This is a genomic window from Vitiosangium sp. GDMCC 1.1324 (assembly GCF_003044305.1).
Lineage (GTDB): Bacteria > Myxococcota > Myxococcia > Myxococcales > Myxococcaceae > Archangium.
Genome location: NZ_PZOX01000008.1, coordinates 468,374 through 494,094, shown reverse-complemented (window position 1 = coordinate 494,094; position 25,721 = coordinate 468,374). Strand labels below are relative to the sequence as shown.

Genomic DNA, 25,721 nt, shown 5'->3' with positions numbered 1-25,721 from the left:
AGCCCCGACACACCGCGTGTGTCCGGGCTCCCCTGGGAGTGACTGGGAGTGAGGCTGGGGGCCGTCAGTGCACGAGGGCCTGCCGGGACGGGGGCGTCACCAGCAGCGAGAGGTTCTCGAAGGCCTCGATGTTCTGGCGGATGTAGGCGCGTTTGATTTTGCCGCTGGTCGTCTTGGGCACGGTGTGCGGGGCGACGGGGATGACGCGGTTGGGGCGCACGCCGGAGCCCTGGTAGACCATCTCCTCCACGTGCTTGCACAGCTGGCGCAGCGCGTCGGGCTTCGTCTCGGTCGTCTCGCAGACGATGACGATGTCCTCGGTGCCCGTCTGGAGGTTGCCGACGCCCACCGCGGCCACGCAGCCCACGCGCACCCCGGCCACCTGCGAGGCGGCGTTCTCCATGGTGTACGGGTGGTGGTTCTCGCCCGCCTTGATGATGAGGTCCTTGCTGCGCCCGCAGATGAAGAGCTCGCCGTCGGCCACGTAGCCCAGGTCGCCGGTGTACAGCCAGCCGTCGCGCAGCACGCCGTCGGTGGCCTCGGGGTTCTTGTAGTAGCCGCTGAAGAGGGAGGTGCCCCGCAGGAGGATTTCGCCCTCCTGGCGCTCACCCACCGGGCGGCCCTCGTCGTCGACGATGCGCAGCTCGATGCCGCGCAGCATCCGGCCCACGCTGAGCACGGTGAGTGAGTCCTGGCCCGTGCCACCCGTGTGCGGCACGGCCCGCCGCTGCGAGGCCAGCGCGGAGCGGGAGAGCGTCTCCATGCGCAGGACATCCCCCCGGCTGCGGCAGGACACGCCCACCACCATCTCCGCCATGCCGTACGAGGGGCGCCAGGCCTCCGGCTCGAAGCCGCAGGAGCGGAAGCGCTCGGTGAACTGGCTCACGGTGTCGGCGTGGATGAACTCCGCGGCGTTGTAGGCCCGCTCCCACGCGCTCAAGTCCAGGCCCTCCAGCTCCGCGTCCTTGATGCGCTTGACGCACAGCTGGTAGGCGAAGTTGGGCGCGAAGCACGAGGTGGCGCGGAAGTAGTGCATGGCCCACAGCCAGCGCGAGGGCTTGAGCAGGAAGCCGAAGGGCGGCACGAGCGCCGTGGGCAGGCCGTGGACGAAGGAGGCCAGGGTGGAGGCCACCAGTCCCATGTCGTGGTAGAGCGGCAGCCAGCAGACCATCAGGTCGTCCGAGTCCCACTGGCCGCTCTCGCCGATGGCCGCGCAGTTGGCCAGCAGCGCCCGGTGGGAGATTTGAACGCCCTTGGGCGCGTCCGTGGTGCCCGAGGTGAACTGGATGAAGGCCACCTCCTCCGCGCCGACGGTGGGGGGCTCGAAGGGCTCGGCGTCCGCCACCAGGTCCTTCAGGGTGGCCACGAAGGGCGGTGCGTGTCCCGGCTCGGGCTGGTAGCCCGCGAGGGCCTCCTGCGCCAGGTCCACGAAGTCCGGGTCGATGAGCATCGCCCGGGCGCCGAGCAGCCGCAGCTTCACGCGCAGCCGCTCGCCCCAGGCCTGCACGGAGACCTTCGACGAGGGCAGCTCGATGAGGCAGGGCGTGGCGCCCACCAGGCCGCAGGCGAAGAAGCTCTCGAGGAACTCGGGGCTGGTGTCGAAGGAGAGCACCACCATGTCCCCCTGCTTCACGCCGCGCGCGCGCAGGTTGGCGCCGATGCGCATCGCGTTGTGGTGCAGGTCCCCCGCGGTGAGGACGGTGAGCTTCTCCTCCAGGTCGACGAAGTAGAAGACGGGCTGCGAGGGGCGCGTGCGTCCCCAGTGCACCACGGCCTCGGCCAGTGTCTGGACGGGGGCCGGGGTGGCGCGGGTGGGGGCGCGCTGGGCCATGTCCCGGGTGGGGTGGCGCCCCAGGCCGGGGCCCAGTTGCACGTGTCCCGTCTGCCGCCGCAGTGGCTCCTGGCTCATCGGTGTTTGTCCTCGCTGAAGAAACGACTCAGAACCGGACCAGCATGCCCTCGACGGTGAGGCCGGGGCCGAAACCCATCATCACACCGTATTCGCCGCGCTGGGGCTTCTCCGTCTTCAGCACCTCTTCCAGCACCAGCAGGACGGTGACGGCGCCGCAGTTGCCGAACTCGCTCAGCACGTGCCAGCTGGCGCGCATCCGCTGCTTCTCCAGCTTCAGTTGCTTCGCCAGCGCCTCGAGAATCTTGGGTCCGCCCGGGTGGATGAGCCAGTGCTGGATGTCGCCCACGCCCAGCTTCTCCGGGCCGAGCAGCTTCTCCAGGAAGCCATCCACGTGCTCGCCGAGCACGAAGGGCACATAGGGCGACAGGGTCATCCGGAACCCGTCGTTGTGCATGTGCCAGCCCATCAGCTCGTGCGTGTCATAGAGCTGCTCGGTGTGCGAGCGGATGAACTGGATGCCCTCGCCGTCCGGGGCGCCGCCGATGACCACCGTGCACGTGGCGTCACCGAAGAGGCCGTGGATGACGGCCTGCTCCGGGTCGGGCGTGGCGTGGTAGTGCAGTGAGGCGAACTCGGTGGCGTTGGCGATGACGTACTCGTCGGGCCGCGCGGCGATGCTGTCCATGGCCACCCGCAGCGTGGGGAACGCCGCGAAGCAGCCCATGTGGCCCACGAAGGTGCGGCGGATGCTGGAGCGCAGGCCCAGCTTCTTGGCGATGAAGAGGTCCACCCCCGGTCCCGAGTAGCCCGAGTTGGTGGTCATGGTGAAGGCGCCCACCCGGGAGCGATCCAGGTTCCCGAGGGCTGTCTCCACCGAGCGGCCCGTCACTTCCAGGCCCACGCGCTCGTAGACGCGCACGCGGTCCCCCACGCCCCGAGGGCCGTTGGCCAGCTCCACGCGCGGGTCCCACGCGAAGTAGCGCCGACGCACCCCCGTGTTCTTGATGATGCGCTCGGCGTTGGGGATGCCCTTGTACCAGTGCTTGAACAGGTCCTCGTAGATCTCCTCCTGGGAGATCGACAGGGGCGGCACCGCCGACGCGATGGACAGCAGGGTGGGGCGGCGGGGTGCTGCCTGCGTCATGCCACCTCCACGTCGAGCTCACGCGGCTCGCCGGTGGAGCGGGAGTCCGACGGCGTCTTGGCGGGGCTCTCCGTGACGTTCTGCGACAGGCGCTCGTCGATGAAGTCCACCAGGCTGCCCACGGTGTCGTGCCCGCGCCGCGAGGCCTTGATGTACCAGGGCGTGAACTCGATGTCGGCCACTTCGTCCTTGAGCCGCGAAATCATCGACTCGAGATGGAAGGAGTCCATGCCCAGATCATACGTCATCGAGGCGAACTCGCTCACGTCGTCCGGGAACAGGCCGGTGTGGGTGGCCAGGATGATGTTGCGGACGTGATCGAGAATCTCCTGCCGGTGCATACGGACCTCCCGCCTCGGGCGAGTCAGCGCGTGGTGGCCCCCCCTTGCATCTGTGACAGAATATTACAGATATGGGACACGTGCGGTCAACCTGGAATTCTCGTGCAGAACGGTAATGTAGGAATGACGCAGAGCAGCACCTACATGTGACTCCGACGGACGAGGGTAGGCCCGTAGAGGCAGGTGTCATCGTGCGCATGGTGAGAAAAGAGGGAAACCCCGGAAACACCTGCCCTGGAGGGCAGGGAATCCGGGGTTATTCGACGTGGTACTGGCCGGCCACTTGACTCACCTGGCCGGAGACCTTCTGGAGGGTGTCGGCGGCCTCCTGGGTGGACTCGAGGCGCTCCATGGCCTGGTCCATGCTGCGCGACAGGTCGGCGACGGCGTTGAAGATTTGAGCGAAGCCGGCGTTCTGCTGGCTCACGGCGGCGGTGATTTGAGTCACGGCGGCGGAGCTCTCGTTCACCATGAGGGAGAGCTGGCGCAGGCTGTCGCCGGACGTCTTCACCTTGCCCAGGCCGCCCTCCACCTGGGCGGCGCCCACGTCCGTCATGGTGACGGCGTCACCGATGGCGTTGCCCACCTCGTCGAGGATGGTGCTGATGCGGGTGGTGGCGCGGATGGACTGGTCGGCGAGCAGGCGGATTTCGCGGGCCACGACGGCGAAGCCCTTGCCGTGCTCGCCGGAGCGCACCGCCTCGATGGCGGCGTTGAGCGCGAGCATGTTGGACTGGTCGGCCAGGTCCTTCACCGTCTGGGTGATTTCACCAATCTGCACGGCGCTGGCCTGGAGACGCTCCATCTTGCCGCGGATGGCGAACACCGAGTCGCGGATGGCGCTGAAGCCGGCGATGGTCTGCTCGATGGCGAGGGTGCCGGCGCGGCTGAGCTCCTCGGCGTGACGCACCACGTGCAGCACCTCCTCGGCGCGGCGCGCGGTGAGGTCGGAGGTCTGCTTGATTTCGGTGGCGGTGACGTTGGTGTCCTGGATGGCGTTGGCCTGGGTGGTGAGGGCGCGGCGCTGGGCCTCGTTGGCGTGGCGCAGGGTGGCGCCGGCCTCGACGAGCTGGGCGGCGGACTGCTGGAGCGTGCGGGGCAGGGCGCTCAGTTGCAGGACGACGGCGTTGAGCCCGAAGGCCAGGTCTCCGATTTCGTCGGAGGACACCCACTGGGGCGGGCGCACCTTGCCCACGGAGAGGCCCTCGATGGCCTGCAGCACCGCGAGCGAGCCCTGCTCCTGGCGGCGCGCCAGCATCCACGCGGAGACGGTGGCGAGGGTGAGCAGGAAGAGGGCGAGCACGGCCACGGGAATGCTCAGCTCGGAGAGCAGCGAGGAGCCCAGCCCCTCCAGCATGTAGGCCGCCTGGTGCTGCCCGGCGGCCTGAAGGTCCTCGATGTAGCGGCGCTGCACGTTGCCCGTCTGCACGGCCACGGTGAGGCCGCCCAGGATGCACAGCGACAGCACGCAGACGGTGAAGGCGTAGGGGAGGAACCAGGACTGGCGCACCCAGAAGAAGCCGCCGCCCACCACGCGCAGGTGGGGGTGGCGCGCCTGCTCCTCGAGGGCCAGGGGCTGCACCCAGCGCTCGATGACGATGCCCGCGGGGAACGTCAGCATCAGGCTGAGCGACAGCGCGATGGCGGTGCCCCAGACCACCAGCCAGGGGCTCTTGTCGAACCACAGGCAGACGCCGGTGCAGAAGAAGATGGCGCCGAAGCCGTAGGAGCCCGGCAGCACGTAGATGGCGATGCGCCAGGGCAGCTTCAGCAGGCGGCCCAGACGCATGCCGGGGGGCTCGCCCGGAATCACCTGGATGGCGCTGTTGTGCAGGTAGTTGATGAGCAGCGGCGGGTAGAGCACGCCCCACACGAGGATGGTGGGCGGCAGCAGCCAGAGGACGGACTGGGTGACCTGGGTGCCCTCGAGTCCGAGCACCATCCCCACCAGGTAGGCCACGAAGGGGGCCAATGGCATCGCGCACGAGCGCAGGAGCGCATCGATACGTCCGGGCAGGGAGCGGTGGCTGCTGCTCATCGGATTGGGGAACGCCATGGTAGAGGCCCGGGGCGATGCGGTGACGCGGGCGATATACGTGGCCGCCCGCGGGCCAGCCACGCCTTCCGATGGACGCTATCACCTTTTGTCCACCGGGGCGCGGCGGGGCGTGGGCGGTGACGGAGTGTCCGGCCTGTCCGGTGTTGGAGCCCGGCCGCCTGCCCACCTTGCGCGTGGGCGAGGGCCCCGCCGAGCGGCTCACCGCTTCATGCGCTCAGAGCTTCATGCGCTCAGAGCTTCATGCGCTTGAAGATGCGCTCGGGGATGCTGCGGATGGCGAACATGATGGGCCCCCAGAAGCCGGGCAGGTAGACCTCGTCCTTGCGCGCGTCCGCCGCCCGGACGATGCCCCGCGCCACCTTCTCCGGCGTGGCGAAGAGCGCGTTCTTCTTCACGTCGGCCGTCATCGGAGTGTCCACGAAGCCCGGCTTCACCGTCACCACCGCCACGCCCGCGGGCGCCAGCCGGTTGCGCAGCCCCTGGAGGAACACGCTCAGCGCGCCCTTGGAGGCGCCGTAGACGTAGTTGCTCTGCCGCCCGCGATCTCCCGCCACCGAGGAGATGACCACCAGCGTCCCCGCCTTCTGCGTCTCGAAGCGGTTGGCCAGCGGCGTGAGCAGCGACACCGCGCTCAGGAAGTTCGTCCTCAGCACCTTCTCCGCCTCCGCGTACGAGCGCTGTGCCGCTTCCTGGTTTCCCAGAATCCCATGGGCGAGCAGCGCCCCATCCAGGCCCCCGAGCGCCGTTGCCGCGCGCTCCACCAGCGCCTCGTGTTGGGCGAGGTCATCCAGGTCCACCGCCTCGGTCTGCGCCGTGGGAGCGCCACGTGTCCGGGCATCCTTCGCCACCGCCTCCAGCCGCTCGGCGTTGCGGCCCACCAGGTACAGCGATGCGCCCCGCGCGGCCAGCAGCCGCACCGTGGACTGGGCAATGGCGCTCGTGGCGCCGAGGACGAGGACCTTCTTCATAGCGGTTCAGGGGGGTTCGGGGTGGGGGCTCTGAGGGAGGGCGTGTTTAGCCCGCGCCGTTCACGCGGCGCCAGAACGATGAGGAGAACGCCGGGTCCACATAGCGCGAGAAGCGCTCGCGTTCGGGGTAGTACGCCGCGAAGCTCTCCGGGCTCATCCGCGCGTCCTTCGCCGGGTAGACCCTTCCGCCCGCCTCGCGCGTCAGCCTGTCGAGCTCCTCCACCAGCCGGTACGTGCGCTCGCCCCGGTTGGCGAAGTCCAGCGCCAGCGTCACCCCCCGCTTCGGGAAGCTCATCATCCCCGGCGAGGGCACGTCTCCGAACATCTTCAGCACCGTGACGAAGCTCGGCATGCCGCTGCGTGCGCTCCGCTCGAGCACCTCCCGCAGCGCCGCCACGCCCGCGTCGCTGTCCGGCACCACGCACTGGAACTGCAGGAAGCCCCGGCGCCCGTAGATGCGGTTCCACCGGTGCACCCCATCCAGCGGGTAGAAGAAGGGGTCGTAGTGCACCAGCCCCTCGGCCGGCTTGGCCCGCTGCCAGTGGTAGTAGAGCCAGTTGATGGCCGCCACCGACAGCCGGTTGAGCGCGAAGACCGGGAAGTCGAAGGGCACCGCCAGTCCGCTGCGGTGCGACAGGTGGCTCTTCGCCAGCGGCACCGCGTCGAACTGCGGCGGCGCGTGGTTGCCCCGGTAGAAGAGGCCTCGTCCCAGTTGCTTCCCTCGCGCCAGGCTGTCCACCCACGCCACGGTGAACTCGAAGTCCCGCTCGGACTCGCGCGTCAGCGCGAGGAAGCCGTCCAGGTTGGAGAAGGGAATCGTCTCCTGGAAGATGTACGGGTTGCTCACCCGCCGCAGCTGCACGTCCGCCCAGGTGATGAGCCCCGTCAGCCCGAGGCCTCCGATGGTGGCCTCGTACCAGTCCCGGTTCTCCTCCAGCGAGCACACCCGCCGCGAGCCATCCGAGCGCACCAGCTCGAAGCGTGGCACGTGCCGGCCGAAGGTGCCCGCCCGGTGGTGATTCTTGCCGTGGACGTCGTTGGCGATGGCCCCGCCCACGCTCACGAACTTCGTCCCCGGCGTCACCGGCAGGAACCAGCCCTGCCACGACACCAGCCGGAGGATGGCGTCCAGCGTGACGCCCGACTCGCAGCGCAGCACGCCCGTGGCCGGGTTGAAGTCGAGGAAGCGGTCCAGCCGCGCCGTCGTCAGCAGCGCGCCGCCCGCGTTGAGGCACGAGTCTCCGTAGCTCCGGCCCTGCCCGTAGGGCAGCAGCGTGGCTCCTCCGGTGGGTACCGGCAGGGGCTCCGTGGTCCACGTGACGGGAAGCGCCCGCTGCTCCGCTACGCGCGGGTACCGGCCCCAGGATTTCAGCTCCATCCCCACGTACGTCACTCCCTCATGTCGCGGTCAGCATCACGCCCGCGGCGATGAGCCCCACCGCATAGCTGACCTTGTCCTTCAGCGCGAAGACGAGCGGGTCCTCGTTCACCTGGCCGCGGTGCGCCAGCAGCCACACCCGCCCCACCCAGTACATCATCACCGGACACAGCAGCCACAGGCGCTCCGGGTGGAGGTAGAGCACCGTCACTTCCTTGCTGGTGATGTAGAGCGCGAGCACCAGCACGGACAGGTAGCCGCTGGACACGCCCAGCATGGCCAGCTGCTCGTAGTCCCCGGCCACGTACCCGCGCCCCGGTGCCGCCGACTCGTTGCTCAGCCGCAGCCGCCGCACCTCGCTCAGCCGCTTCACCAGCGCCAGCGACAGGAACAGGAACATGGAGAAGGTGAAGAGCCAGCTCGACGTGGGCACGCCCACCGCCAGCGAGCCGCCGAAGATGCGCACGGTGTACAGCCCCGCCAGCAGCAGCACGTCCAGCATCACCACCTGCTTGAGGTAGAGCGAGTACGCCAGCGTAATCCCGTAGTAGGTGCCCAGCAGCGCCAGGAACTCGCGCGGCAGCACCAGCGCCACCGCCGCTCCAGCGCCCAGCAGCAGCGGCGCCAGCAGGAGCCCCGTGCGCACCGACAGGTCTCCCGCCGCGAAGGGCCGTCGGCGCTTGGTGGGGTGCTTGCGGTCCGAGTCCAGGTCCAGCAGGTCGTTCAGCACGTACACGCTCGAGGCGCACAGGCTGAAGGAGATGAAGCCCAGCAGCGCCTGGAGCAGCAGCGGCACGTTCAGTGCCTTGTGCGCGGCGAGAATCGGCACGAAGACGAGCACGTTCTTGGCCCACTGGTGCACCCGCAGCGCCTTGAGCAGCGTGCGCGGGAAGGGCTTCGTGGGCCCGGCGCGGCGCGCCTGCTCATGTGGGCCGCTGAGCGGAGTGTCACTCGCGTGGACCGAGTCGAAGAGGCCCAGGTGCGCGGCCACCGCCTCCGCCGTCCGCCGGTCCGCCGTCGTGGTCAGCACCACCCGGCGCCCTCGGGCCCTCTCCTCGGACAGCCGCGACAGCAGCGCCTCGTCATAGGGCAGCCGCGTCACGTCCAGCTCCACCCGCCGCGCCACCTCCGCCTGGAGGAAGGCCCGGCCCCGCAGGCTCCACCCCAGCACCGCCGGAGCCAGGTGCGGCTGGCGCTTGAGCAACCGCAGCAACCCCTCGTGCAGCGTGTCCGTGCGTGCCAGGACTCCGTCCAGCTCGACGGAGAGCGGCGTCGCGTCCTGCGACTCGGAGTGGGTGGCGTTGGTGGTCAGCATGGTCGGGCAGCGGCGCAGGGTACCGCAGCGGGGGCGCACCGCACCCTTTCTGTGAGGCATCCGTTCGTGGACTCCCGGACAGCCAGGGGGCAGGCGGGCACTCTTCTACTCGGGATGGGCGATGATCAGCGTCTGCAGCGGCAGGTGGCGCACCGGCTGGCTGCTTTCAATCCGGAAGCCCGCGTCTCCCAGGAAGCCCTCCATCTCGGCGGGCGTATACGCCGCCGCCTTCGAGGTGAGGAAGTAGTGCAGCCCGATGAGCGGGGCGGCGCTCGGCGGCTTCTCCACGTCCTCGCGCAGGTACTCCAGCACCGCCAGCGTCCCCTTGGGCGCGAGCGACGTGCGCACCCGGCGCAGCAGCGCCACGTTCTGCGCCGGTGACAGGTGGTGCACCACCTGGAAGAGCAGCACCGCGTCGTGCGGGCCCCCCAGGTCCGAGGTGAGCAGGTCCCCCTCCTTGTGCGTCACCACGTGCGACAGGCCGGCCCGGGCGATGATCTCCCGCCCCACCCGCACGCTGCCCTCCAGGTCCAGCACCGTGGCCTTCACCCCCCGGTTGCGCCGGCACAGCTCCGCGGCGAACCAGCCGTGCGCACCTCCCAGGTCCAGCACGTGCCGCGCTCCCCGGGGCAGGGGAATGGAGCGCGCCACCTCGGGCGCCGACAGCCGCGCCATCTGGTACATGGCGAGGATGTAGGAGCTCCAGCGCGGGTCCTCCGGCGCGAAGTGATGGATGTCCACCGACTCCCCCGTGCGCACGGCCTCCTCCATGTGGCTCCACCACTCCCACTGGGTGTAGTTGAAGTCGAGGAAGCCGCCCACGTACTGCGGCGAGCGGGGATCCAACCAGCGCCGGGCCCGATCCGCCATCCGGTAGCGGCCCTTCTTGCGCTCCACCGCCTCGCACGCCTCGAGCGCCTCCAGCAGTGCGCGCGTGCCCTCCGGTGACAGCTTGAGCCGCGCCGCCAACTCCTCCACCGTGGCCGAGCCGTCCGCGAGCGCCGCGTACACCCCCAGCCGCTCCCCGGCCATCAGCGTGCGCGACGCCATCATCCCGAAGAAGGCGTGCGCCAGCGGCTGCGGCGCCAGGTTCAGCCAGTCCGCCACCCGCTCCAGCAGGTTGTCCGCCTTGAGCCCGAGCCTCATCGTCCCTCCCGGCCGCGCCGCCGCGCCGCCACCACCAGTCCCAACCCCACCACCGCCAGTGTGTCCTCCGGGCCCAGCAGGCACCCCACGCGCTCGGCCTGGCGGATGCCGGTGTAGCGGCACCTCCCCTGGGAGCAGCTGAAGCGCGCCGAGCAGTCGCCGTTGCTGCGGCACGCCCCGCCCGGCCGGCCCGCGTTGTCGTCTCCCTCGGGGTTGTCGCGATCCGGGCCCCCACTTCCCACCGAGGCATCCGGGACGTCGTACAGGCTGCCCGAGTCCGGGGTGCCTGCGTCCTGGGCTCGGGCCGCGACGGCCAGTAGAATCCCGAAGGTGAGGGCGAAACGCGACAGCATGCGACGGGCGGGGTAGGGCATCTTCATGGGGGAGTCTCACCCTACCTGCCCGGCAGGCGGGATGCACCCGTTGGGAAATGCAAGCTCTTACGGAAGGGCGGGCTTTTGATTAGGGTGTGCGCCCGATGGCCCCCCGAATCCTCGTCGTCGATGACAACCAGGAGCTCCTCACGCTCCTCACCCAGCTCTTCGAAGATGCAGGCTACGAGGTGGTCGGCGCGGGCAAGGGCAAGCAGGCGGTGGATGTCGCTCGCGCCCAGCCGCCCGCGGTGGCCGTGCTCGACATCCTGCTGCCCGACATGATGGGCTACCACCTCGCGGACGCGCTGAGGAAGGATCAGCCCCAGCTCCCGCTCATCTTCATCACCGGTGTCTTCAAGGGCGGCAAGCACGCCACCGAGGCCCGCCAGAAGTACGCCGCCGCCGGCTACTTCGAGAAGCCCTTCGAGGCCGCCCGGTTGCTGGAGGCCGTGCAGAAGCTGGTGCCCGTGGAGAAGAAGGCCCCGGCCGCCGTCTCCGCGCAGGACGACTTCGACGTGGAGCTCGACATCGACGTCGAGGAGGAGGGGCCCCAGGACGCCATGGAGCTCACCGGCCGCATCAAGGTGACGGGCGGCGACAACCTCACCGCCGAAATCCGCGGCGCCAACCTCACCGCGAGCCCCCTGCACAAGGTGCCCGCCACCCTGGTGCGCCCGCCCGTGCCGGGCCGTCCGCCGGATCCGCTCCCCGTGGGCGCGGGCGCTCCAGGCCACCGCCGCGGCGAGCTCAAGGACAACCTGCCCTCGCTCCTCACCGCTTTCTACCTGTCGCGCGAGACGGGCGAGCTGGGCGTGCAGCGCGGCAAGGTGCGTAAGGTCGTCTACTTCGAGCGCGGCACCCCCGTGTTCGCCCTCTCCAACCTGCTGGCGGACCGCTTCGGCCAGTTCCTGGTGCGCGTGGGCAAGATTAAACCCGAGCAGCTCGCGGACGCCTCGGCGGTGGCCACGGCCAGCAACCGGCGCACCGGCGACGTGCTCGTGGAGCGCAACCTGCTCAAGGACACCGAGCGCCTGTACTACGTGGGCCAGCAGGTGAAGGCCATCATCTACTCGCTCTTCTCGTGGGAAGACGGCACCTACGTGATGAGCTTCAAGGAGAAGGCCTCCACCGAGTCCATCAAGCTGGACGTGCACCCGGCCAACCTCATCGTCCGGGGCATCAAGAAGCTCTACAAGCCCGAGCGCCTGCGCCGCATGTTGCGGCCCGAGGACCGGCTCATCCCCGCCGTCGCCCCGGCCTACCAGCTGCACGAGGTGGAGCTGGAGCGGTGGGAGGCGGAGCTGCTGCCGAAGATCGACGGCAACCGCACCATTGGGGAGTTGCTCGCCTACGCCAACCGCCCCGACCAGATCGTCTATGGCTTCCTGGTGGCGATGATCTCGCTGGGCATCCTCGAGCCGCGCAGCTAGCCGCGTCGGTCTTGGGGCAGCCCGGGGCGCATCTGCCACGATGCGCCCCTGACTGGCGTTGCCTTACTGGGGATGGCTCGGGCCGCGAACCTCGACGCTGAAGGCGCCCTGGACGTCACAGGCGCTCGTGCAGTCCGAGAAGCCGTTGACGGCGAGTTCGAGCGTGCCATCGGCCGGTGCGAGCAGGGCATTCTGCGCTCCCAGCAGCACCACCTGGCCACCCACCCGTCCGTACAGGGCGAACAGGAAGCGCGAGGGGAGGAAGGACGTCCCGCCCAGCGCCGAGGAGCCGAATGCATCCAAGGGCTTGTCGAACAGGTCGGGGTCGTCACCGGTGAGCTGTCCCGTGGCCCGTACGAGGAGCGGATCTCCCTTCTTCAGCACCAGCGAGGTCGGCGTCCACTCCATCGCGGGCCGCAGTTCCGCGGTGGCCCGCGCGAAGTCCGCGGTGTCCGCACCGATGAGCCCGCGCGCCGGCACCACGCCGAGCCCTACCGTCACGTCGAAGCCGCCGGTCGCCTCATTGGCGTGGTTGATGACCAACTCCAGCTCGCCCGTGGCAGGAGCCAGCAGCGCCGCGTTCGTACCGAGCTCGAAGACATTTCCGCCGACGCGGCCGTACAGCCGGTGGGGCGTCGCATTCACCACGAGGTAGGGCTCTCCGGCGAGCCATCCCTCCGCGCCGTCGGCCGTCAACGTCTCGCCGTTGGCCTCCACGGTTCCCGTCGCCTGAACGAAGAGCTTCTGGCCCTTGCGCACCTGGATGCCGCTGAGCGCCCAACCCGTGGTGGCCGTCACCTGGACGGTGGAGGACCGGGTGACGGTGTTGTCCGTGACCGAGGGCGTCTCCGCCAGCGCCACGCCCTCCACCGGCTGGGAATACACATCCACCGTGAAGTTCCCCGAGTTCGCGCAGTCTTCGCACCCGTTGACGAGGAGCTCCAGCGGGCCCGTATCCGGAGCAATGAGCGCCGTCTCGTAGTTCACCGGAAAGACGTTGCCATGGATGCGCCCGTACAGCGCGAAAACGCGGCGGTTGATGAGCTGAAAGGAGGTCCCCCCCAGCGCGGGGCTGCCATCTGGGCCTACCTGGCCCCAGGGCGTCTGGAGAGTGCCGCTCGCGGTGATGAGCAGCACCTCTCCCGCATGGACCGATACGCCACTGCCCAACCCCTGTCCGGCGGTCCCATTCACCTGGAGCGTGCGCCGCTCCTTGAAATCAGCTGGCTGGAGCTCGAAGAGCGACTTGAGCGTAGTGGCAGTGGTGGTGGTGGGAGGAGCGTTGTCGTTGCTATCGTGCTCACCGCAAGCGCAGAGAAGGAATGAGAGTGCTACGAGAAAACGATACACGGGTGACATCGGGTCTCCTTGACCTCATGACAGCGTAGGGAACTTCGTGATGCTCGAGAGGGCTCGCGCCTACTGCGGTCCAGCGCTGGGAGCCGGCACGGACAGCAGGGGCGTCAGCGTGACGCTCGATGCTTCTGGATCATCCTCGCCATCCCAGACGCGAGCCCTGACCGCCGCTTCGTTCGTCGTCCCCCAGTAATTGTTGCTGGCGAGGGTGAGCGACTGGGAGGGGTTGCTGAAGAAGAGCTCGTAGGTCGTCGGATTCGAGACCGTGTTGTACTGCAAGGTCATCGAGCCGCTGATGACATAGAAGGCCGCGCTCTGGTTGGCGTCGCTGCGATTGTTCTCGATGACATTGTACTCAATCACCGGATGGCCATTCGTGATGCTGATGGCAGTGCCAGTGCTGCTGGCCGGCGCTCCAGCCCCCATCTTGGAGTCCGTAGAGTTGTCGCGAATCTCGTTGTGCCGGATGACGAAATCCACCCCGCCGTACACCTGGAGGGCTCCGCCGCCCCCACCCACACCGGTGCGGTTGTGCAGCAGGCGGTTGTTCTCGATGAGCGCCCGCCCCCTGCCGCTCCCTTCTGCCGTGCAACTCCAGGGTCCGGAAAGATATATGGCTCCGCCACCCCAGGCGGAGTTGACGTTGTCCTGGAGGGTGTTGCCGATGACCTGTGCATCGCCGCAGCCCTGCACCGTGAGGCCCCGGGTGACATTCTGCTCGATGAGGTTGTTTCTCACCATCGCGGCGGAATCCGTCAAGGAGAGTACGCCGGGGCTGAAGGTGGGTGAGCCATTGGAATGGAAATGACTGTCGGCGACCAGCGGTGCGCTGTGTTTGATTTCGATTCCGATGGCGTAGCGGATGTCCGTGAAGGCAAGGACGCTCCCGCGGACGTACTCGCCGGAGCTTTCGAGGACGGCGTCGGTGCTGCTGTCGTCGAACACGATGCCGTTCCAGTCTCCCGGTTGGGGAAGGGCGGCGTTCGAGGTGAAGACGATCCTGCTTTCCGCCGTTCCCCGGGCGACCAGCTCACCCCGCACCTGGAGCTTGTAGGGCCCGTCGAAGCGGACTTCCACTCCCGGCTCGATGGTGAGGGTTCCGTCCACCGGGACGACCACGTTGTCCGTCACCACGTAGGGATTGCCTGTCGCGGTCCACCTGCTGCTCGCGGGCAGCGTTCCCGAGACCGGGGTACCGGTCACCACCGTCGCCGCGGCGGAGACGGGCTCGGGCATCTCATTGCCCACAATGTCGCGGAGCTTGACGTACACCCGGGTTTGAGAGGACGCGTCGGAGAGCGTCCAGGCCCGGTTGACGGTGAAGGGCTCCCAACTGGCATCGGCCAGCGCGGGGTCATTGCTCACCTTCATCTCCGCCACCTGGCTCGTGGCGTCCTCGGCGGAGACCGTCAGGGTGACCTGGCGCGAGGTGAGGACTTTCGCCCCGCTGTTGATGAGGAGCCTGGCGTTGGAGGGGGGCGCGGTGTCCACGATGATGGAGTCCGTCACCGGCGCGGTCTCCAGCCCCTGGCTATCCGCGAACTTGGCATAGAGCCGCTGCTCACCATCGGCGGCGAATGACCAGGTCGTGGACGGAGTCATCGGCCGCCAGGCGGCCCCGAGGAAATCGGTCCGCTCACTCAGCATGTAGAGCGCGGCGTCCTGCGAGCCCTGAAGGCCCACGGACACGGTGCGTGAGCTGGAATAGAGTTGGTTCTCCGCCAGGATGATGCTGCCGGAAGGGCCCGAGGTGAGGTTGAGCTCCAGGGGCTGCACCCTCACGCGGGCGCCCGAGGACACCTTCACGTCCTTCACCCTCAGCGGACGGTAGCCTTCCTTCTCGAACCCGAGCTCGTAGAGTCCTTCGGGAACCCCCTCGAGAGTCCACCGGCCCTCGGCATTGGAGCGTGCCTGAAGGGAGGTGCCCGGAATGTACACGGAAAGGCCGGTGTGCTCGTTCTGGCCGGCCAACCGGACGACACCCTCGATGCTCCCGGCGGCGGTGATTTCGAGCGTCCCGAGGTCCACGTTCCCGGCCTTGTCCTGGGCTTGCGGCACCTCGATGGGCTTGAGGAAGGCATGCGTGCCCTCGGGGGTGGCCCGCTTACAGATGAGGATGTAGCTGCCGGCTGCCAGCCCCCCGTAGTGGAAGTAGCCCTGCTTGTCCGTGACCGTGCGTCTGTCCGTGCCTTCGAGGGTACATTCGGCGTCCGGGACTCCCACGCGCTGCTCCGCCATGCCCGTCACGAAGGACATGGAAGCGGACGATGTTCCGGAACGAATGACGACCTGGCCTCGTACGACACCGGTCTCGATTTCAGAGCAGGCCGCGAGTGCCGAGAGGAGCAGGGCCGTGGTGCAGGCCAACCACCTGTGGGCGGCAATGAAATGAGGATGAGGGCGGTGCATGCCCTTCTCTACGGAGCCACCCGCGACGGCTGGCGAAATCCACCCTCATTTTCCGGGCCCGACCGTCAGGGCGCATTTGTCCGGGAGGGTGCTCCGAGGACCTCAGAGGCGGCTGGCGATCCAGAACAGGCCGAGCGCGGCGGAGCCGATGGCCACGAAGCGCTGGAGCCGCTCGGCCAGACCCGCGCCCATTCGGGCGAGGCCCTCGGCGAAGATCAGGCCCACCGCGCCCATGCCCACGAGGATGCCGAGCGCGAAGCCGGGCAGGTACGTCCACCCGGAGGTCTGAAGGCTGCCGCCCACCAGCAGCGGAGGCAGGGCCAGCAGCAGTGAGCGCACCCCGCTGACGGCCATCAGGGCGCCGGCGGCGGTGCTCACCTGGTCGTGCATGTGCGAGTGCGGCTCGTGCGTGTGGCCGGGCAGGTGCGGGTGCCCATGGCGCAGCACGTTGGGGAAGAGCAGGGCGGCGACGGCCAGCGCCACCAGCACGATGCCTCCGAAGATCTCCGCCCAGCGCTCGAAGGTCTCGGAGAGGCCCACCCCCGCCAGGAGGCAGAAGGTGGCCACTCCGCCGAGCACCGCCGCATGCCCCACGGCGAAGCGCAGCGCGACGAGCAGGGTGGCGCGGCGCCGGGCCGGGCCCAACGTGCCGAGCGTGGCCATGGCGGCGCAATGGTCCGGCCCCACCGCGTGGAGCAGGCCCTGGCCCAGACCGAACAGGAATGCGAAGAAGAGGGGCGACACGAAGAGCCACCCTATCCCCCCTTCGTGTCCGAGGCCAGCAGGAGGGTTGCACGTGTCTCCCATCCATCGAAACCGCCGGGCCGTGGTGCCGCTCCTGTTAGGACTCGTGCTCTCCCTGGGCGCCTGTCACCGGGACGAGGGCCCCGAGCGGCTCGCCCGCGCCGAGGCGAAGTACGCCGACCTCGTCGAGCGCGGCATCAACCCGTCGGACCCGGCCTGGGACGTCGTCATCGCCGAGCTGGAGTCCGTGCCCCAGGACTCCAAGGCGCGGCCCGAGGCGGAGCGGCGGCTCAAGCTCCTCCGGGAGCGCCGGAGCATCCCGCTGCCACCCCGCCCCCTGTCGAGGCCCGATGAGCCGGATGGGGGCTCTCCCTCCCTGGACGAGCACGGCCATCCGATGGACGGGCATGGTCACCCGAGGTGACCTCGAAAGTCGGGCTTGCGAACCCGTGTGGATGGATTATCCAGGCACGCACCTATGCCCATTCCCCAGACCGGCACTCCGGCTCCCGAGTTCCAACTGCAGGACCAGAACGGTAACGACGTGAAGCTCTCCCAGCTCCGGGGGAAGAACGTCGTCCTCTACTTCTATCCGAAGGACGACACTCCGGGCTGCACCCGGGAGGCGTGCGACTTCCGCGACGAGCACTCCGCGCTCCAGGCGGCCGGTGCGGTGGTGCTGGGCGTGTCCCCCGACGACGTTCGCAGCCACCAGAAGTTCGCCACGAAGTTCTCCCTGCCCTTCCCGCTGCTCGCGGATACCGGACACAAGGTGTCCGAGTCCTATGGCGTGTGGGGGGAGAAGTCGCTGTATGGCCGGACCTTCCTGGGCATCACGCGCGCCACCTTCCTCATCGACACCGAGGGCAAGGTGGCTCGCGTGTGGCCCAAGGTGAAGGTGCAGGGCCACGTGCAGGAGATCCTCCAGGCGCTCGAGGGCGGCGCTTCCTCCTCGACGCAGACTGCTGCCTCCGGGGCTCCCGCGCGGAGCGCACCGGCCCGTAAGAAGGTCGCGAAGAAGGCCGCACCGGCCTCGAAGAAGGTCGTGGCGAAGAAGGCTCCGGCGAAAAAGGCCGCGTCGGCCTCGAAGAAGGCCCCGGCGAAGAAGGCCCCGGCCCGCCGCCGCTAGCCGCCTGGGGACCGGGGGCTCGTTCATGCCCTCTCCCTCGCCTCCCCCAGTCCTCGTGCGAGCGAGCAACTCTCGCCCGGCCGCTCGCCGCTACCGGTCTTCCGCGCGCATGGCCACCCCTGTCCGTAGGGAACGGACCCGACCGGGAGGCGGTCATGCGGAAGACGGGTGTGAGGCTGGCACTGCTCGGTGCATTCGCCGGAGCGGCCCTGCTCGCGGGGTGCGGCGGGGATGGTGGACGCTCCTGGGCTCAAAACTCTCAGCAGGGGGACTACAGCCCTAACGAGCAGGGCTCGTATGTCCGCCTCCTCCGGTCCCGCAATACCGGGTTCCCTCGCCACATCCCCCTCACACCCGGTGACAAGGCCGGGCCAGGTACAGGCGGAGCGGGTTTGAGCACGGCGGCAGAGAAAGCGCGGCAGAAGGCCATTCCCCCGTCCCAGCTCAAGTCCGATGAGCAGGCGCGGGAGACGCTCTGGTTGCGGCAGGACGAACGCGTTCCGTTCCCGCCCTCTTCATTCGATGCCGAGGCCGCTGTTTCGCTCGGGACGGGCAAGCCGCTGCGGGCCGGCCCCAATGGGGCGTGGATCCAGGGGACCCATGCCGTCGAGCTGGGCTCGGGTGTCGCCCGGTCGGTCGCGCCCACGAGCACGGACTATCAGCCCGAGGAGCCGGCGGTGCCGGGCCGGGTTCCCCCATAGAGCCCTCCGACAGAAGAGACGCGAGCGCCTCACCGGGAGCGGTCCATGGGCCCGCTGCCCGCGTCGCAGGACGGCCGGACGAGCGGGCCCTCGCCGGAGACCCGCTTGGTGGTCTGGAGGCCTCCGGGTGCCCATCCCTGAAGGCGCTGGACGTGGTCCCGGGAGACGGACATGCACGACAGAGGTTTCAAACGGTGGTGGGTGGTGGGAGCGCTGGCGTCGGCCTCGTGGTTGGTGGCCGCATGCGGAGCCCTGCCGAGGACGGGAGGCAACTACGAGGTCCCCCCCGGCTTCGTCCGGGAACCGTCCCTGGCTGGTTACAACGGGACCATCCGGGACATCCCCGACAGCATCGACCCCCGGACGCCCGACAAGAACGGCACTCAGGGCCGCTCCTTGCGGATGGATGCCGGCGAGCGCGCTCTGCTTCAGCGGCTGGGTGAGACGGGGTTGGGTGGCAGCGGCGCCGCGGGCAAGGGCGTTGGACCCTCGAACGAAAAGCCCGCGGCGCAGAGTCTCCCCGGAGAGACCCGCGAGCCCTCGGGGCAGAAGACGAATCCGCTGATCAAGCAAGCGCCGTAGCGCCAGTCCGGCCGCGGTGGCTCGCGACTGGAACCCCTGTGGATGCAGGGAACGACGGAGGGGCGGAGATGCGCGGACGTTGTCGCAAGTGGATGGTGGTGGGGGCGCTGGCGTCAGCCTCCCTGCTGTTCCCGGGGTGCACGAACACCCAGCGGGGAGCCGAGGACGAAGCGCAGGGCCAGATGGGCACGGGTGGCTCGGGCAGCGCGGGCACCGAGGAGCCCTCGGGTACTGGCGGCTCCGGTGGCGCGCACAAGGGAACCAGGGGCACCAAGGGGGGCGGAGCCACGGCGCATGACGCGGGAACTCCGGGCCCGGCGGACGCGGGCGTTCCCTCCCAATAGCCGGGCGAGCGTCCCGGTCAGGCCGGACGGGACGCCAGCATCACCTCGGTGGGGTCCTTCCCGGTGAAGCCGCTGGCGAGCCCCTCGGCGAGCGCGCGGTGCTGCGCATCGCCGAGCGTGGCCAACCGGTCCTCGGGGCCGTGCGCGAAGCGGGCCTCGAGCCGGGCCAGACGGCGGTGGGCCTCCTCGATGCGAGCGCGGGGCACGCGGCCGGACTCCACCGCGCGCACCAGCGCCTCGATGGCCCGCCGCTGCACGTCCGCACGGTGGCAGACGAGGAACAGGTCCACCCCGGCCAGGGTGCCCTGCACGGCGGCCTCCTCCACCGAGTAGTGGTCGGCGATGGCCTTCATCTCCAGGTCATCGCTCACGAGCACGCCGTCGAAGCCCAGTTCCTCGCGCAACACGCCGTGCAGGACGCGGTGGCTCATGGTGGCGGGCACCTTCGGGTCGAGCGCGTCGAAGAGCACATGCGCCGTCATCAGCGAGGCGAGCCCCGCCTGGGCGAAGGCGCGGAAGGGGACCAGCTCCACGCGGCGCAGACGCTCCATGTCGTGCGGCAGCCGGGGCAGCGTCAGGTGGCTGTCCGAGGTGGTGTCGCCGTGCCCGGGGAAGTGCTTGCCACACGAGGCCAGGCCACCGGCCTCCAGGCCGCGCGCCAGCGCCACGCCCATGCGCCCTGCCTCGTCCGGGTCGCGGCTGAAGCTGCGGTCGCCGATGACGGGGTTGGCGGGGTTGGTGTCCACGTCCAGCACGGGCGCGAAGTCCCAGTCGAAGCCCACCGCGCGCAGCTCGTGCGCGAGCAGCCGGCCCATGCGCTCCACGAGCGCCAGGTCTCCACGTTGGCCGAGCTCCCGCATGGGAGGCAGGGCGGTGAAGGGAGCGCCGCGCAGCCGGGCCACGCGTCCACCCTCCTGGTCCACGGAGAGGATGAAGGGCCGGCGGGCGCGTGACTTGATGTCGCGGCACAGGGCGGCCGTCTCCTGGGCGCTCCCCACGTTCCGCTTGAAGAGGATGGCGCCGAAGATGCCGTCGTCCATCAGCGCGGCGAAGTCGTCGTCGATGCGCGCGCCGGGGAAACCCACCATGAAGAGCCGGGCACAGTCCCGGTAGAGGGCGTTGCTCATAGGAGTCCTACCTTCTCACGCCCTCCACCCCACGGGGAGGGAAGAGCGCAGTGGATGCCAGCCTCCGTACGTGGCTGCCTGCCCATCCGTCAGGAATGCCGCACTCGGTGGGAGGGGAGCCGGGCGGGCCAGCAGTCCCCCTCCCGCCGGTGGGCCCGGAGAGGAGTCTCAACCCATGACGGGAAGCAGGAGGGCGGAGGGATGTGAAGGGTCGTGGAAGACGGTCTGGTCCGCCGGGACCAGCGTCTTCGCGGTGGCGAGGGGCTCCCCGGTGCCGGGATTGCGGGTGAAGCGCGGATGGGCGCCGCTGGAGACCTGGAGCCGGATGCGGTGGCCCGCGAGGAAGCGGTGGGCGGTGGGCCACAGGTCGATGGAGACGCGCAGGGTGCCATCGGGCTCGGAGGCGGGCCCTCCGGGGACGAGCCGCAGCAACCCATCGCAGAGGTTCGTGGACCTGCCCGAGGGGTCGACGTCGCACAGGCGGACGAAGAAGTCGGTGTGCGGGCGGCTGGAGCGGATGAAGAGCTCGGCCTGGACGGGGCCGATGACCTCAAGGTCCTTCTCCAGGGGCGCGCTGGTGTACGTGAGGACGTCGGGCCTGGCCTCCAGCGCGCGGTTGTCCCTCGGGCCTGCCTCGTTGGTGAAAAGCGGTCCTCCTACGTTGGGAGTCGGGTCGGCCGGGTCGTAGCGGAAGCGATCGGGCTCCGAGGCCGCGGGAGCTGCGGGCGCGAAGCCCCGCTCCGGTTGCAGGTGCCAGCGTTGTGTCCGAGTGCCGGGCGGAGGCCACTCGGAGAAGTCGCGCCAGACGTTCGCGCCCATGACGAAGAGGCGGACGGGCGCCTCGCGCAACCGGCGACGGTCTCCCTTGAGATGGGCCTGGAGCCACACCAGGGACTCGCGCGCGGTGGCCACCACTCCCTTGAGCGAGGAGTGGCTCCAGGGTCCGAGGGTCAGGTAGGGCGCGTGGCCGGCCCGGCGGAGCGCCGCGTAATCCTTCACCTGCCAGGGCAGGAAGATGTCGTACCAGCCGCCAATCAGATGCACTGGGGCGGTGACCTCGGGGACCGAGCCGCTGAAGTTCACGGGCTTCCACCAGGGGTCTTCCGGTGCGTTGTGCTCGAGCCAATCCTGGAAGAACGGCACCCGCTCTCCGGTCGCGAGCGCGTCCACCTCGTTCAACGGCAGGTGCTGGAAGAGGGGCTTCAGCTTACGGCTCGCGCCGAGCTGCGCGAGCAGGGGGGCCAACCCGGGCTTCTCCTGGGTGCGGATGATGTGGGCCCAGGAGAGCATGGTGCCGAGCGAAAAGGCGCCGCCCGCGTAGGTCTGGCCCTGGAACTCGGACGCAGTGACGTGGACCACCATCGCCTTCAAGGTGGGCCCCGCGTCACGGGCGAGCGCCCACTGGGTGAAGCCCAGGTAGCTGGACCCGAGCGTGGCGAGCTCGCCGGAGAACCAGTCCTGCTTCTTCAGCCATTCGAGTGTCGCCAGGCCATCGGCATGCTCGTTGCGGAACGGGTCGAACTGCCCGCCCGAGCCGAAGGTGCCTCGGCAGCTCTGGACGAGCACCTGGAAGCCGCGCTCGGCGAGGATCCTGCCGAACTGGAAACCGAAGAATCCCCGCCTCCCATAGGGCGAGCGCACGAGGATCGTCGGAAGCCTGCCACCCCCGCAAGGGGCATGGCGGTCGGCCAGCAGCTTGACCCCATCATGCATCGGCACCTCGAGATCCTTCTCGACGGTGATGTCGTAGGTGTCCGCGGGGGGCATCTCCAAGAGACGTGCGAGGACACGGCTGGCGATGGTCATGGCCGCTCATGAGGATGGCCATGGCCGCGTATGGTGACACCTGACGACTGGGCCACTCATCTCTATTGATCAAGAGATGAGGGGCGCGAGCTGGCCATCCAGCCCAGGCGCTCCGGAAAGCAGGGTGACCTCCGTGAGTACGATACTGCTGGTCGACGACGAGCCGGACTTGTTGGACCTCTACACGGACGTGCTGGAGGTCATCGGCTACCAGGTCATCCATGCGCACGATGGCCTGGAAGCCCTGGAGAAGGCCCGCCAGCAGCGGCCGGACCTGATCGTGACGGACTGGATGATGCCTCACATGGACGGGGTCGAGCTCTGCCTGCGCCTCCTCCATGAGCCGGGACTCGAGGGCGTTCCCATCATCCTGCACAGCACCCGGCGGGCTCCCCGGATTCCAGGAGTCCACGTCCTCTCCAAGAGCTGTCCGCTGGACGAGTTCGAGGATGCCGTGGCCCGGGCGATCGACAAACTGCCCGAGCCACTCCTACCGCCCCCCGTGCATGCAACCGAGGGGGCGTGAGGCGCTACTTGCGCAGCAGCGTGCCCTCGAAGAAGAAGGCGAGCGCCGCGGCCACGATGAGCCATGTCCACAGGGGCACGGGAGGACGCTCCGAATCCGAGCTCGAGGCCTTCACCGTCTCCTCGCCGAAGTGGGCGGACAGGGCGTCCTGCGGCAGCCGGCTCAAGTCGCTCTCGGCCGGGTCGAGCGTCGCGGCGAAGGCCAGCGCGCTCACCGGCTTGCCGTCTCCGCCCAGCACCGAGAACGTGCCCGGCTGCTCCACCGGCCCCACCAGCACGGTGCCGTCCGGCTGAGGCTTGTGGGGCACCTCCGCGCCGTCCGGGGCCTTCACCGCCGATACCGTTTGCGAGCCCTCGGGCCGCAGCGCGAGCGTCTCACCCACGCGCACCTTCTGCTCCTCACGCTCCTCCAGCGAGCCCGCGAGGTACGCCGCGAAGCGCTGCATGAGCGGTAGGAAGCTCGTGCGGATGGGGAAGTCGCTCCAGTCCCGGTCCACCGTGCTGGTGAAGAGCGCCACGCGGCCCTTGCCCCGCCGCGCCACCGCCACGGCCGGAGCGCCGTCCTCGTACGTGGCCAGCACCTGGCTGGCGCCCTGGGGCGTACCGCTCCCGTCCGCCTCCAGCAGCATGTACCGGTAGAAGCGGGCCCCCACGAGGCCCTCCTCGGCCCGGCCGGTGAAGGGGGCGAAGAGCGGATGCTCCACCTTCACCTGCGCCAGCTTCGCGGCCTTGTCGTCCGCGTCCGGGTCGTCGCGCTCCACACTGGTGCGCACCAGCCGCAGGTTGCGCGGCAGCAGCGCGCCCAGCCGCGTGTTGTACGCCTCCGGGTCCACGTGGTCGCCCATGCTGATGAAGAGCCCTCCGCCGTTCTCCACGAAGGCCCGCAGCTTCGCCGCCCCCGCCTCGTCCGGCGCCGGTGCGTTCAGCAGGTACACCAGGTCGTAGTTGGCGAGGTCCTCGCGCCACCCGGCCTCCGCGTCCCGCATCGCCACCTGCACCGGCGAGCCCGGGGCCGACAGCGCCGCCTCCATGAAGAAGGCCTCGTCCCGGTAGCGCGTGGCGTTCGGCGCTCCGTTCACCAACAGGGCCTTCAGGGGCCTCGGCACCGTGAGCACGAAGGCCCGCCGGTCATCCTCGGCCAGCCCGTCCGGCGTCAGCGTTCCGTAGCCCGTCACCGTGCCGCCCTGCTGGAAGCGCACCGTCAGCGACTTCTGCGCCGTGCCGTTGGCGGGCACGTCCACGAAGCCCTTGCCCAGCGTGGTGTCGCCCGAGCGCACCGCCGCCTCCAGGTCCTTCAGGGGCTTGTCGCCGAAGTTCTTCACCGTGAAGGTGAACTGGAAGGCGCGCGGGCCCGCCTGCAGCGCGGGCTCCACCTTCAGGTCCACCAGCGCGTGGTTGGGCAGCGAGTCCTTTCCGTTGGCCGCGTCGCGCAGCACCACCTCGGGACGCACCACCTCGCCCGTGGGGCCCTTCACCGTCGGCGGTGGCGACTCCAGGCGCATGGAGCCGGCCGTCAGGTCCGACACCACCACCAGGCGCTTGCCCGCCATAGGGTTCTCTTCCAGGGCCCGCGCCGCCAGGTCCAGGCAGCGCGAGAGGTCCGCCGCCGCGTACGTGGGCCGGGCCTCGTCAATCACCTGGCGCAGCTTCGAGCGGTCGAAGCCCGGCGCCGCGGGCGGCAGGGGCGAGCCCGTGCACACCAGCACCGTCGCGGGCTCCTCGGGCCGCAGGTCCGCGAGCGCATCTCGGGCCTCTTCCCGGCCGTGCTCGAAGAGCGAGGTGCCGTCCGACCAGCGCATGGACAGCGACGCGTCCAGCACGATGGCCGTGGCCGCCGGGCCCTTCGCCACCGCCGCCGCGGCCACGTCCCGCTTCAGCTCCGGCCGCGCCAGCGCCACCGGCAACGCGAGCAGAATCAACGTGCGCAGCGCGTACAGCAGCAGCCGCTTGAGCTTGAGCCGGCTCGCGGTGCGCTTCTGGCTGCGCAGCACGAAGGCCAGGGGCCCGAAGGGGTGGGGCCGGGGCCTCCGCCGATCGAAGAGGTGGACGAGCAGCGGAATCAACGCCGCCAGCGCGCCCAGCAGCATCCACGGGTGCGCGAAGGTCACCGGCGCCTCCCGCGCTTGCCCAAAAAGCGCAGCAGCACCTCGTCCAGCCGCTCGTCGGTGCGCACCAGCTCGTAGTCCACGTCCGCCTCCGCGCAGGCCGACTTCACGTTCGCCAGGAAGGCTCCGAACTCCTCCAGGTAGCTCTCCTTGATTTCACGCGGGTTCACCTCGATGCGGCCCTCGCCCTCCATGTCCAGGAAGAGCGTGGGGTCATCGAAGGGGAAGGTCAGCTCCGCCAGGTCCACCAGGTGGAACACCGCCACGTCGTTCTTGCGCTGGCGCAGCGCGAGTATCCGCTTGAGCGAGTCCTGGTTCTCGTCGAGGAAGTCCGACAGCACGATGACGGAGGAGCGGCGCGGGAGCACCTCGGCCAGGTGGTCCGCCGCGGACAGGAGGTTCGTCCCACCGGTGGGCGTGGCGTGCTCGAGCGCGTCCAGCAACACGTTGAGGTGGCCGGCCGAGGCGCGTGGAGGCACGTCCTGAAAGCGCCCGTCCGTCATCAGGGCGATGCCCGCCGCGTCCTGCTGGCGCACGAGCAGGTAGCACAGCGCGCCCGCCAGCGTGGTGGCCACCTCCAGCTTGGAGAGCGCCCCGCTGCGGTAGCCCATGGAGGCGGACGCATCCACCACCATCACCGCGCGCAGGTTCGTCTCATGCTCGAAGCGCTTGATGTAGTACTTGTCGAACTTGCCGTAGGCCTTCCAGTCCAGGTGGCGCAGCTCGTCACCGGGCGCGTACTCCTTGTGCTCGGCGAACTCGACGCTCTGGCCCTGGTGCGGGCTCTTGTGGAGGCCGGACAGCACCCCCTCCATCACCGCGCGGGCGCGCAGCTTCACGCCCTGGAGCCGGGCCAGTGTCTGGGCATCCAGCAGCATGCGCGGGC

Annotated in this window: 23 protein-coding genes; 7 read left to right on the top strand and 16 right to left on the bottom strand. The window is 69.5% G+C overall.

Annotated elements, in window-relative coordinates; genetic code table 11:
• Positions 1-64 precede the first annotated feature (64 nt).
• The 9 genes from DAT35_RS25275 to DAT35_RS25235 all read right to left on the bottom strand — a co-directional run bounded on the left by DAT35_RS25275 (position 65) and on the right by DAT35_RS25235 (position 10,583).
• Positions 65-1,909, bottom strand: a complete 1,845-nt coding sequence (locus tag DAT35_RS25275) for a fatty acyl-AMP ligase (RefSeq protein WP_108069691.1) — start codon at positions 1,907-1,909, stop codon at positions 65-67.
• Positions 1,910-1,937: 28 nt separating this feature from the next.
• Complete coding sequence (locus DAT35_RS25270; RefSeq protein ID WP_108069690.1) at positions 1,938-2,996, bottom strand: type III polyketide synthase; 1,059 nt, start codon at positions 2,994-2,996, stop codon at positions 1,938-1,940.
• Positions 2,993-3,337 carry an acyl carrier protein gene (locus tag DAT35_RS25265; RefSeq protein WP_108069689.1) on the bottom strand — a complete coding sequence of 115 codons (345 nt, stop codon included), beginning with the start codon at positions 3,335-3,337 and terminating at the stop codon, positions 2,993-2,995. The genes DAT35_RS25270 and DAT35_RS25265 overlap by 4 nt, the downstream gene beginning before the upstream one ends.
• Before the next feature lie 256 nt (positions 3,338-3,593).
• Entirely contained in the window at positions 3,594-5,456 is a 1,863-nt protein-coding gene (locus DAT35_RS59110) for a methyl-accepting chemotaxis protein (RefSeq protein WP_158501866.1), read from the bottom strand.
• Between the two features lie 170 nt (positions 5,457-5,626).
• Positions 5,627-6,364, bottom strand: coding sequence for an SDR family oxidoreductase (locus DAT35_RS25255; protein WP_108069687.1), 738 nt, complete (start codon positions 6,362-6,364; stop codon positions 5,627-5,629).
• 46 nt (positions 6,365-6,410) lie between these two features.
• Positions 6,411-7,742, bottom strand: coding sequence for an FAD-binding oxidoreductase (locus tag DAT35_RS25250; protein WP_108069686.1), 1,332 nt, complete (start codon positions 7,740-7,742; stop codon positions 6,411-6,413).
• A gap of 19 nt (positions 7,743-7,761) precedes the next feature.
• Positions 7,762-9,057 carry a UbiA family prenyltransferase gene (locus DAT35_RS25245; RefSeq protein ID WP_108069753.1) on the bottom strand — a complete coding sequence of 432 codons (1,296 nt, stop codon included), beginning with the start codon at positions 9,055-9,057 and terminating at the stop codon, positions 7,762-7,764.
• Between the two features lie 105 nt (positions 9,058-9,162).
• The gene (locus DAT35_RS25240) at positions 9,163-10,203 is read right to left on the bottom strand and encodes a methyltransferase (protein ID WP_108069685.1); all 1,041 of its coding nucleotides are present in this window, start codon (positions 10,201-10,203) and stop codon (positions 9,163-9,165) included.
• Entirely contained in the window at positions 10,200-10,583 is a 384-nt protein-coding gene (locus DAT35_RS25235; protein ID WP_108069684.1) for an MXAN_6627.5 family MYXO-CTERM protein, read from the bottom strand. The genes DAT35_RS25240 and DAT35_RS25235 overlap by 4 nt, the downstream gene beginning before the upstream one ends.
• A gap of 98 nt (positions 10,584-10,681) precedes the next feature.
• Between DAT35_RS25235 and DAT35_RS25230 the strand changes: the two genes are divergently transcribed.
• A complete protein-coding gene (locus DAT35_RS25230) occupies positions 10,682-12,007 on the top strand; it encodes a response regulator (RefSeq protein WP_108069683.1) in 1,326 nt (441 codons plus the stop codon).
• A gap of 63 nt (positions 12,008-12,070) precedes the next feature.
• Here DAT35_RS25230 and DAT35_RS25225 read toward each other — a convergent pair whose 3' ends face one another.
• The 3 genes from DAT35_RS25225 to DAT35_RS25215 all read right to left on the bottom strand — a co-directional run bounded on the left by DAT35_RS25225 (position 12,071) and on the right by DAT35_RS25215 (position 16,516).
• Positions 12,071-13,357, bottom strand: a complete 1,287-nt coding sequence (locus DAT35_RS25225; RefSeq protein ID WP_146209877.1) for a hypothetical protein — start codon at positions 13,355-13,357, stop codon at positions 12,071-12,073.
• 69 nt (positions 13,358-13,426) lie between these two features.
• Positions 13,427-15,619 (bottom strand): carboxypeptidase regulatory-like domain-containing protein, encoded by a 2,193-nt coding sequence (locus tag DAT35_RS25220; RefSeq protein WP_158501865.1) that lies wholly within the window; start codon positions 15,617-15,619, stop codon positions 13,427-13,429.
• 255 nt (positions 15,620-15,874) lie between these two features.
• A complete protein-coding gene (locus tag DAT35_RS25215) occupies positions 15,875-16,516 on the bottom strand; it encodes a hypothetical protein (protein ID WP_108069680.1) in 642 nt (213 codons plus the stop codon).
• A gap of 52 nt (positions 16,517-16,568) precedes the next feature.
• Here DAT35_RS25215 and DAT35_RS25210 point away from each other — a divergent pair, with 52 nt between their 5' ends.
• From DAT35_RS25210 to DAT35_RS25190, 5 genes are all read left to right on the top strand, one after another.
• A complete protein-coding gene (locus DAT35_RS25210; RefSeq protein WP_108069679.1) occupies positions 16,569-16,940 on the top strand; it encodes a hypothetical protein in 372 nt (123 codons plus the stop codon).
• A gap of 54 nt (positions 16,941-16,994) precedes the next feature.
• Complete coding sequence (gene bcp / locus DAT35_RS25205) at positions 16,995-17,645, top strand: thioredoxin-dependent thiol peroxidase (protein WP_108069678.1); 651 nt, start codon at positions 16,995-16,997, stop codon at positions 17,643-17,645.
• A gap of 392 nt (positions 17,646-18,037) precedes the next feature.
• The gene (locus DAT35_RS25200; protein ID WP_108069677.1) at positions 18,038-18,346 is read left to right on the top strand and encodes a hypothetical protein; all 309 of its coding nucleotides are present in this window, start codon (positions 18,038-18,040) and stop codon (positions 18,344-18,346) included.
• Between the two features lie 171 nt (positions 18,347-18,517).
• Positions 18,518-18,928 carry a hypothetical protein gene (locus DAT35_RS25195; RefSeq protein ID WP_108069676.1) on the top strand — a complete coding sequence of 137 codons (411 nt, stop codon included), beginning with the start codon at positions 18,518-18,520 and terminating at the stop codon, positions 18,926-18,928.
• A 68-nt stretch (positions 18,929-18,996) separates the two neighbouring features.
• Positions 18,997-19,272, top strand: coding sequence for a hypothetical protein (locus DAT35_RS25190; protein ID WP_146209876.1), 276 nt, complete (start codon positions 18,997-18,999; stop codon positions 19,270-19,272).
• Between the two features lie 17 nt (positions 19,273-19,289).
• Here DAT35_RS25190 and nagZ read toward each other — a convergent pair whose 3' ends face one another.
• The gene (gene nagZ, locus DAT35_RS25185) at positions 19,290-20,399 is read right to left on the bottom strand and encodes a beta-N-acetylhexosaminidase (protein WP_108069674.1); all 1,110 of its coding nucleotides are present in this window, start codon (positions 20,397-20,399) and stop codon (positions 19,290-19,292) included.
• 168 nt (positions 20,400-20,567) lie between these two features.
• The gene (locus DAT35_RS25180; protein ID WP_108069673.1) at positions 20,568-22,205 is read right to left on the bottom strand and encodes a CocE/NonD family hydrolase; all 1,638 of its coding nucleotides are present in this window, start codon (positions 22,203-22,205) and stop codon (positions 20,568-20,570) included.
• Positions 22,206-22,338: 133 nt separating this feature from the next.
• Here DAT35_RS25180 and DAT35_RS25175 point away from each other — a divergent pair, with 133 nt between their 5' ends.
• Positions 22,339-22,731 (top strand): response regulator, encoded by a 393-nt coding sequence (locus tag DAT35_RS25175; RefSeq protein WP_108069752.1) that lies wholly within the window; start codon positions 22,339-22,341, stop codon positions 22,729-22,731.
• 4 nt (positions 22,732-22,735) lie between these two features.
• On the opposite strand, the gene DAT35_RS25170 is transcribed toward DAT35_RS25175, so the two are convergent.
• The gene (locus tag DAT35_RS25170; RefSeq protein ID WP_108069672.1) at positions 22,736-24,838 is read right to left on the bottom strand and encodes a BatA domain-containing protein; all 2,103 of its coding nucleotides are present in this window, start codon (positions 24,836-24,838) and stop codon (positions 22,736-22,738) included.
• Positions 24,835-25,713, bottom strand: coding sequence for a DUF58 domain-containing protein (locus DAT35_RS25165; RefSeq protein WP_108069671.1), 879 nt, complete (start codon positions 25,711-25,713; stop codon positions 24,835-24,837). The genes DAT35_RS25170 and DAT35_RS25165 overlap by 4 nt, the downstream gene beginning before the upstream one ends.
• Positions 25,714-25,721 lie beyond the last annotated feature (8 nt).

Coding starts and splice junctions, on each gene's coding strand:
- DAT35_RS25275 (WP_108069691.1), bottom strand. CDS start 1,909: ATGAGCCAGGAGCCACTGCGGCGGCAGACGGGACACGTGCAACTGGGC.
- DAT35_RS25270 (WP_108069690.1), bottom strand. CDS start 2,996: ATGACGCAGGCAGCACCCCGCCGCCCCACCCTGCTGTCCATCGCGTCG.
- DAT35_RS25265 (WP_108069689.1), bottom strand. CDS start 3,337: ATGCACCGGCAGGAGATTCTCGATCACGTCCGCAACATCATCCTGGCC.
- DAT35_RS25255 (WP_108069687.1), bottom strand. CDS start 6,364: ATGAAGAAGGTCCTCGTCCTCGGCGCCACGAGCGCCATTGCCCAGTCC.
- DAT35_RS25250 (WP_108069686.1), bottom strand. CDS start 7,742: ATGGAGCTGAAATCCTGGGGCCGGTACCCGCGCGTAGCGGAGCAGCGG.
- DAT35_RS25245 (WP_108069753.1), bottom strand. CDS start 9,057: ATGCTGACCACCAACGCCACCCACTCCGAGTCGCAGGACGCGACGCCG.
- DAT35_RS25240 (WP_108069685.1), bottom strand. CDS start 10,203: ATGAGGCTCGGGCTCAAGGCGGACAACCTGCTGGAGCGGGTGGCGGAC.
- DAT35_RS25235 (WP_108069684.1), bottom strand. CDS start 10,583: ATGAAGATGCCCTACCCCGCCCGTCGCATGCTGTCGCGTTTCGCCCTC.
- DAT35_RS25230 (WP_108069683.1), top strand. CDS start 10,682: ATGGCCCCCCGAATCCTCGTCGTCGATGACAACCAGGAGCTCCTCACG.
- DAT35_RS25220 (WP_158501865.1), bottom strand. CDS start 15,619: ATGTCCTTCGTGACGGGCATGGCGGAGCAGCGCGTGGGAGTCCCGGAC.
- bcp (WP_108069678.1), top strand. CDS start 16,995: ATGCCCATTCCCCAGACCGGCACTCCGGCTCCCGAGTTCCAACTGCAG.
- DAT35_RS25195 (WP_108069676.1), top strand. CDS start 18,518: ATGCACGACAGAGGTTTCAAACGGTGGTGGGTGGTGGGAGCGCTGGCG.
- DAT35_RS25190 (WP_146209876.1), top strand. CDS start 18,997: ATGCGCGGACGTTGTCGCAAGTGGATGGTGGTGGGGGCGCTGGCGTCA.
- nagZ (WP_108069674.1), bottom strand. CDS start 20,399: ATGAGCAACGCCCTCTACCGGGACTGTGCCCGGCTCTTCATGGTGGGT.
- DAT35_RS25180 (WP_108069673.1), bottom strand. CDS start 22,205: ATGACCATCGCCAGCCGTGTCCTCGCACGTCTCTTGGAGATGCCCCCC.
- DAT35_RS25165 (WP_108069671.1), bottom strand. CDS start 25,713: ATGCTGCTGGATGCCCAGACACTGGCCCGGCTCCAGGGCGTGAAGCTG.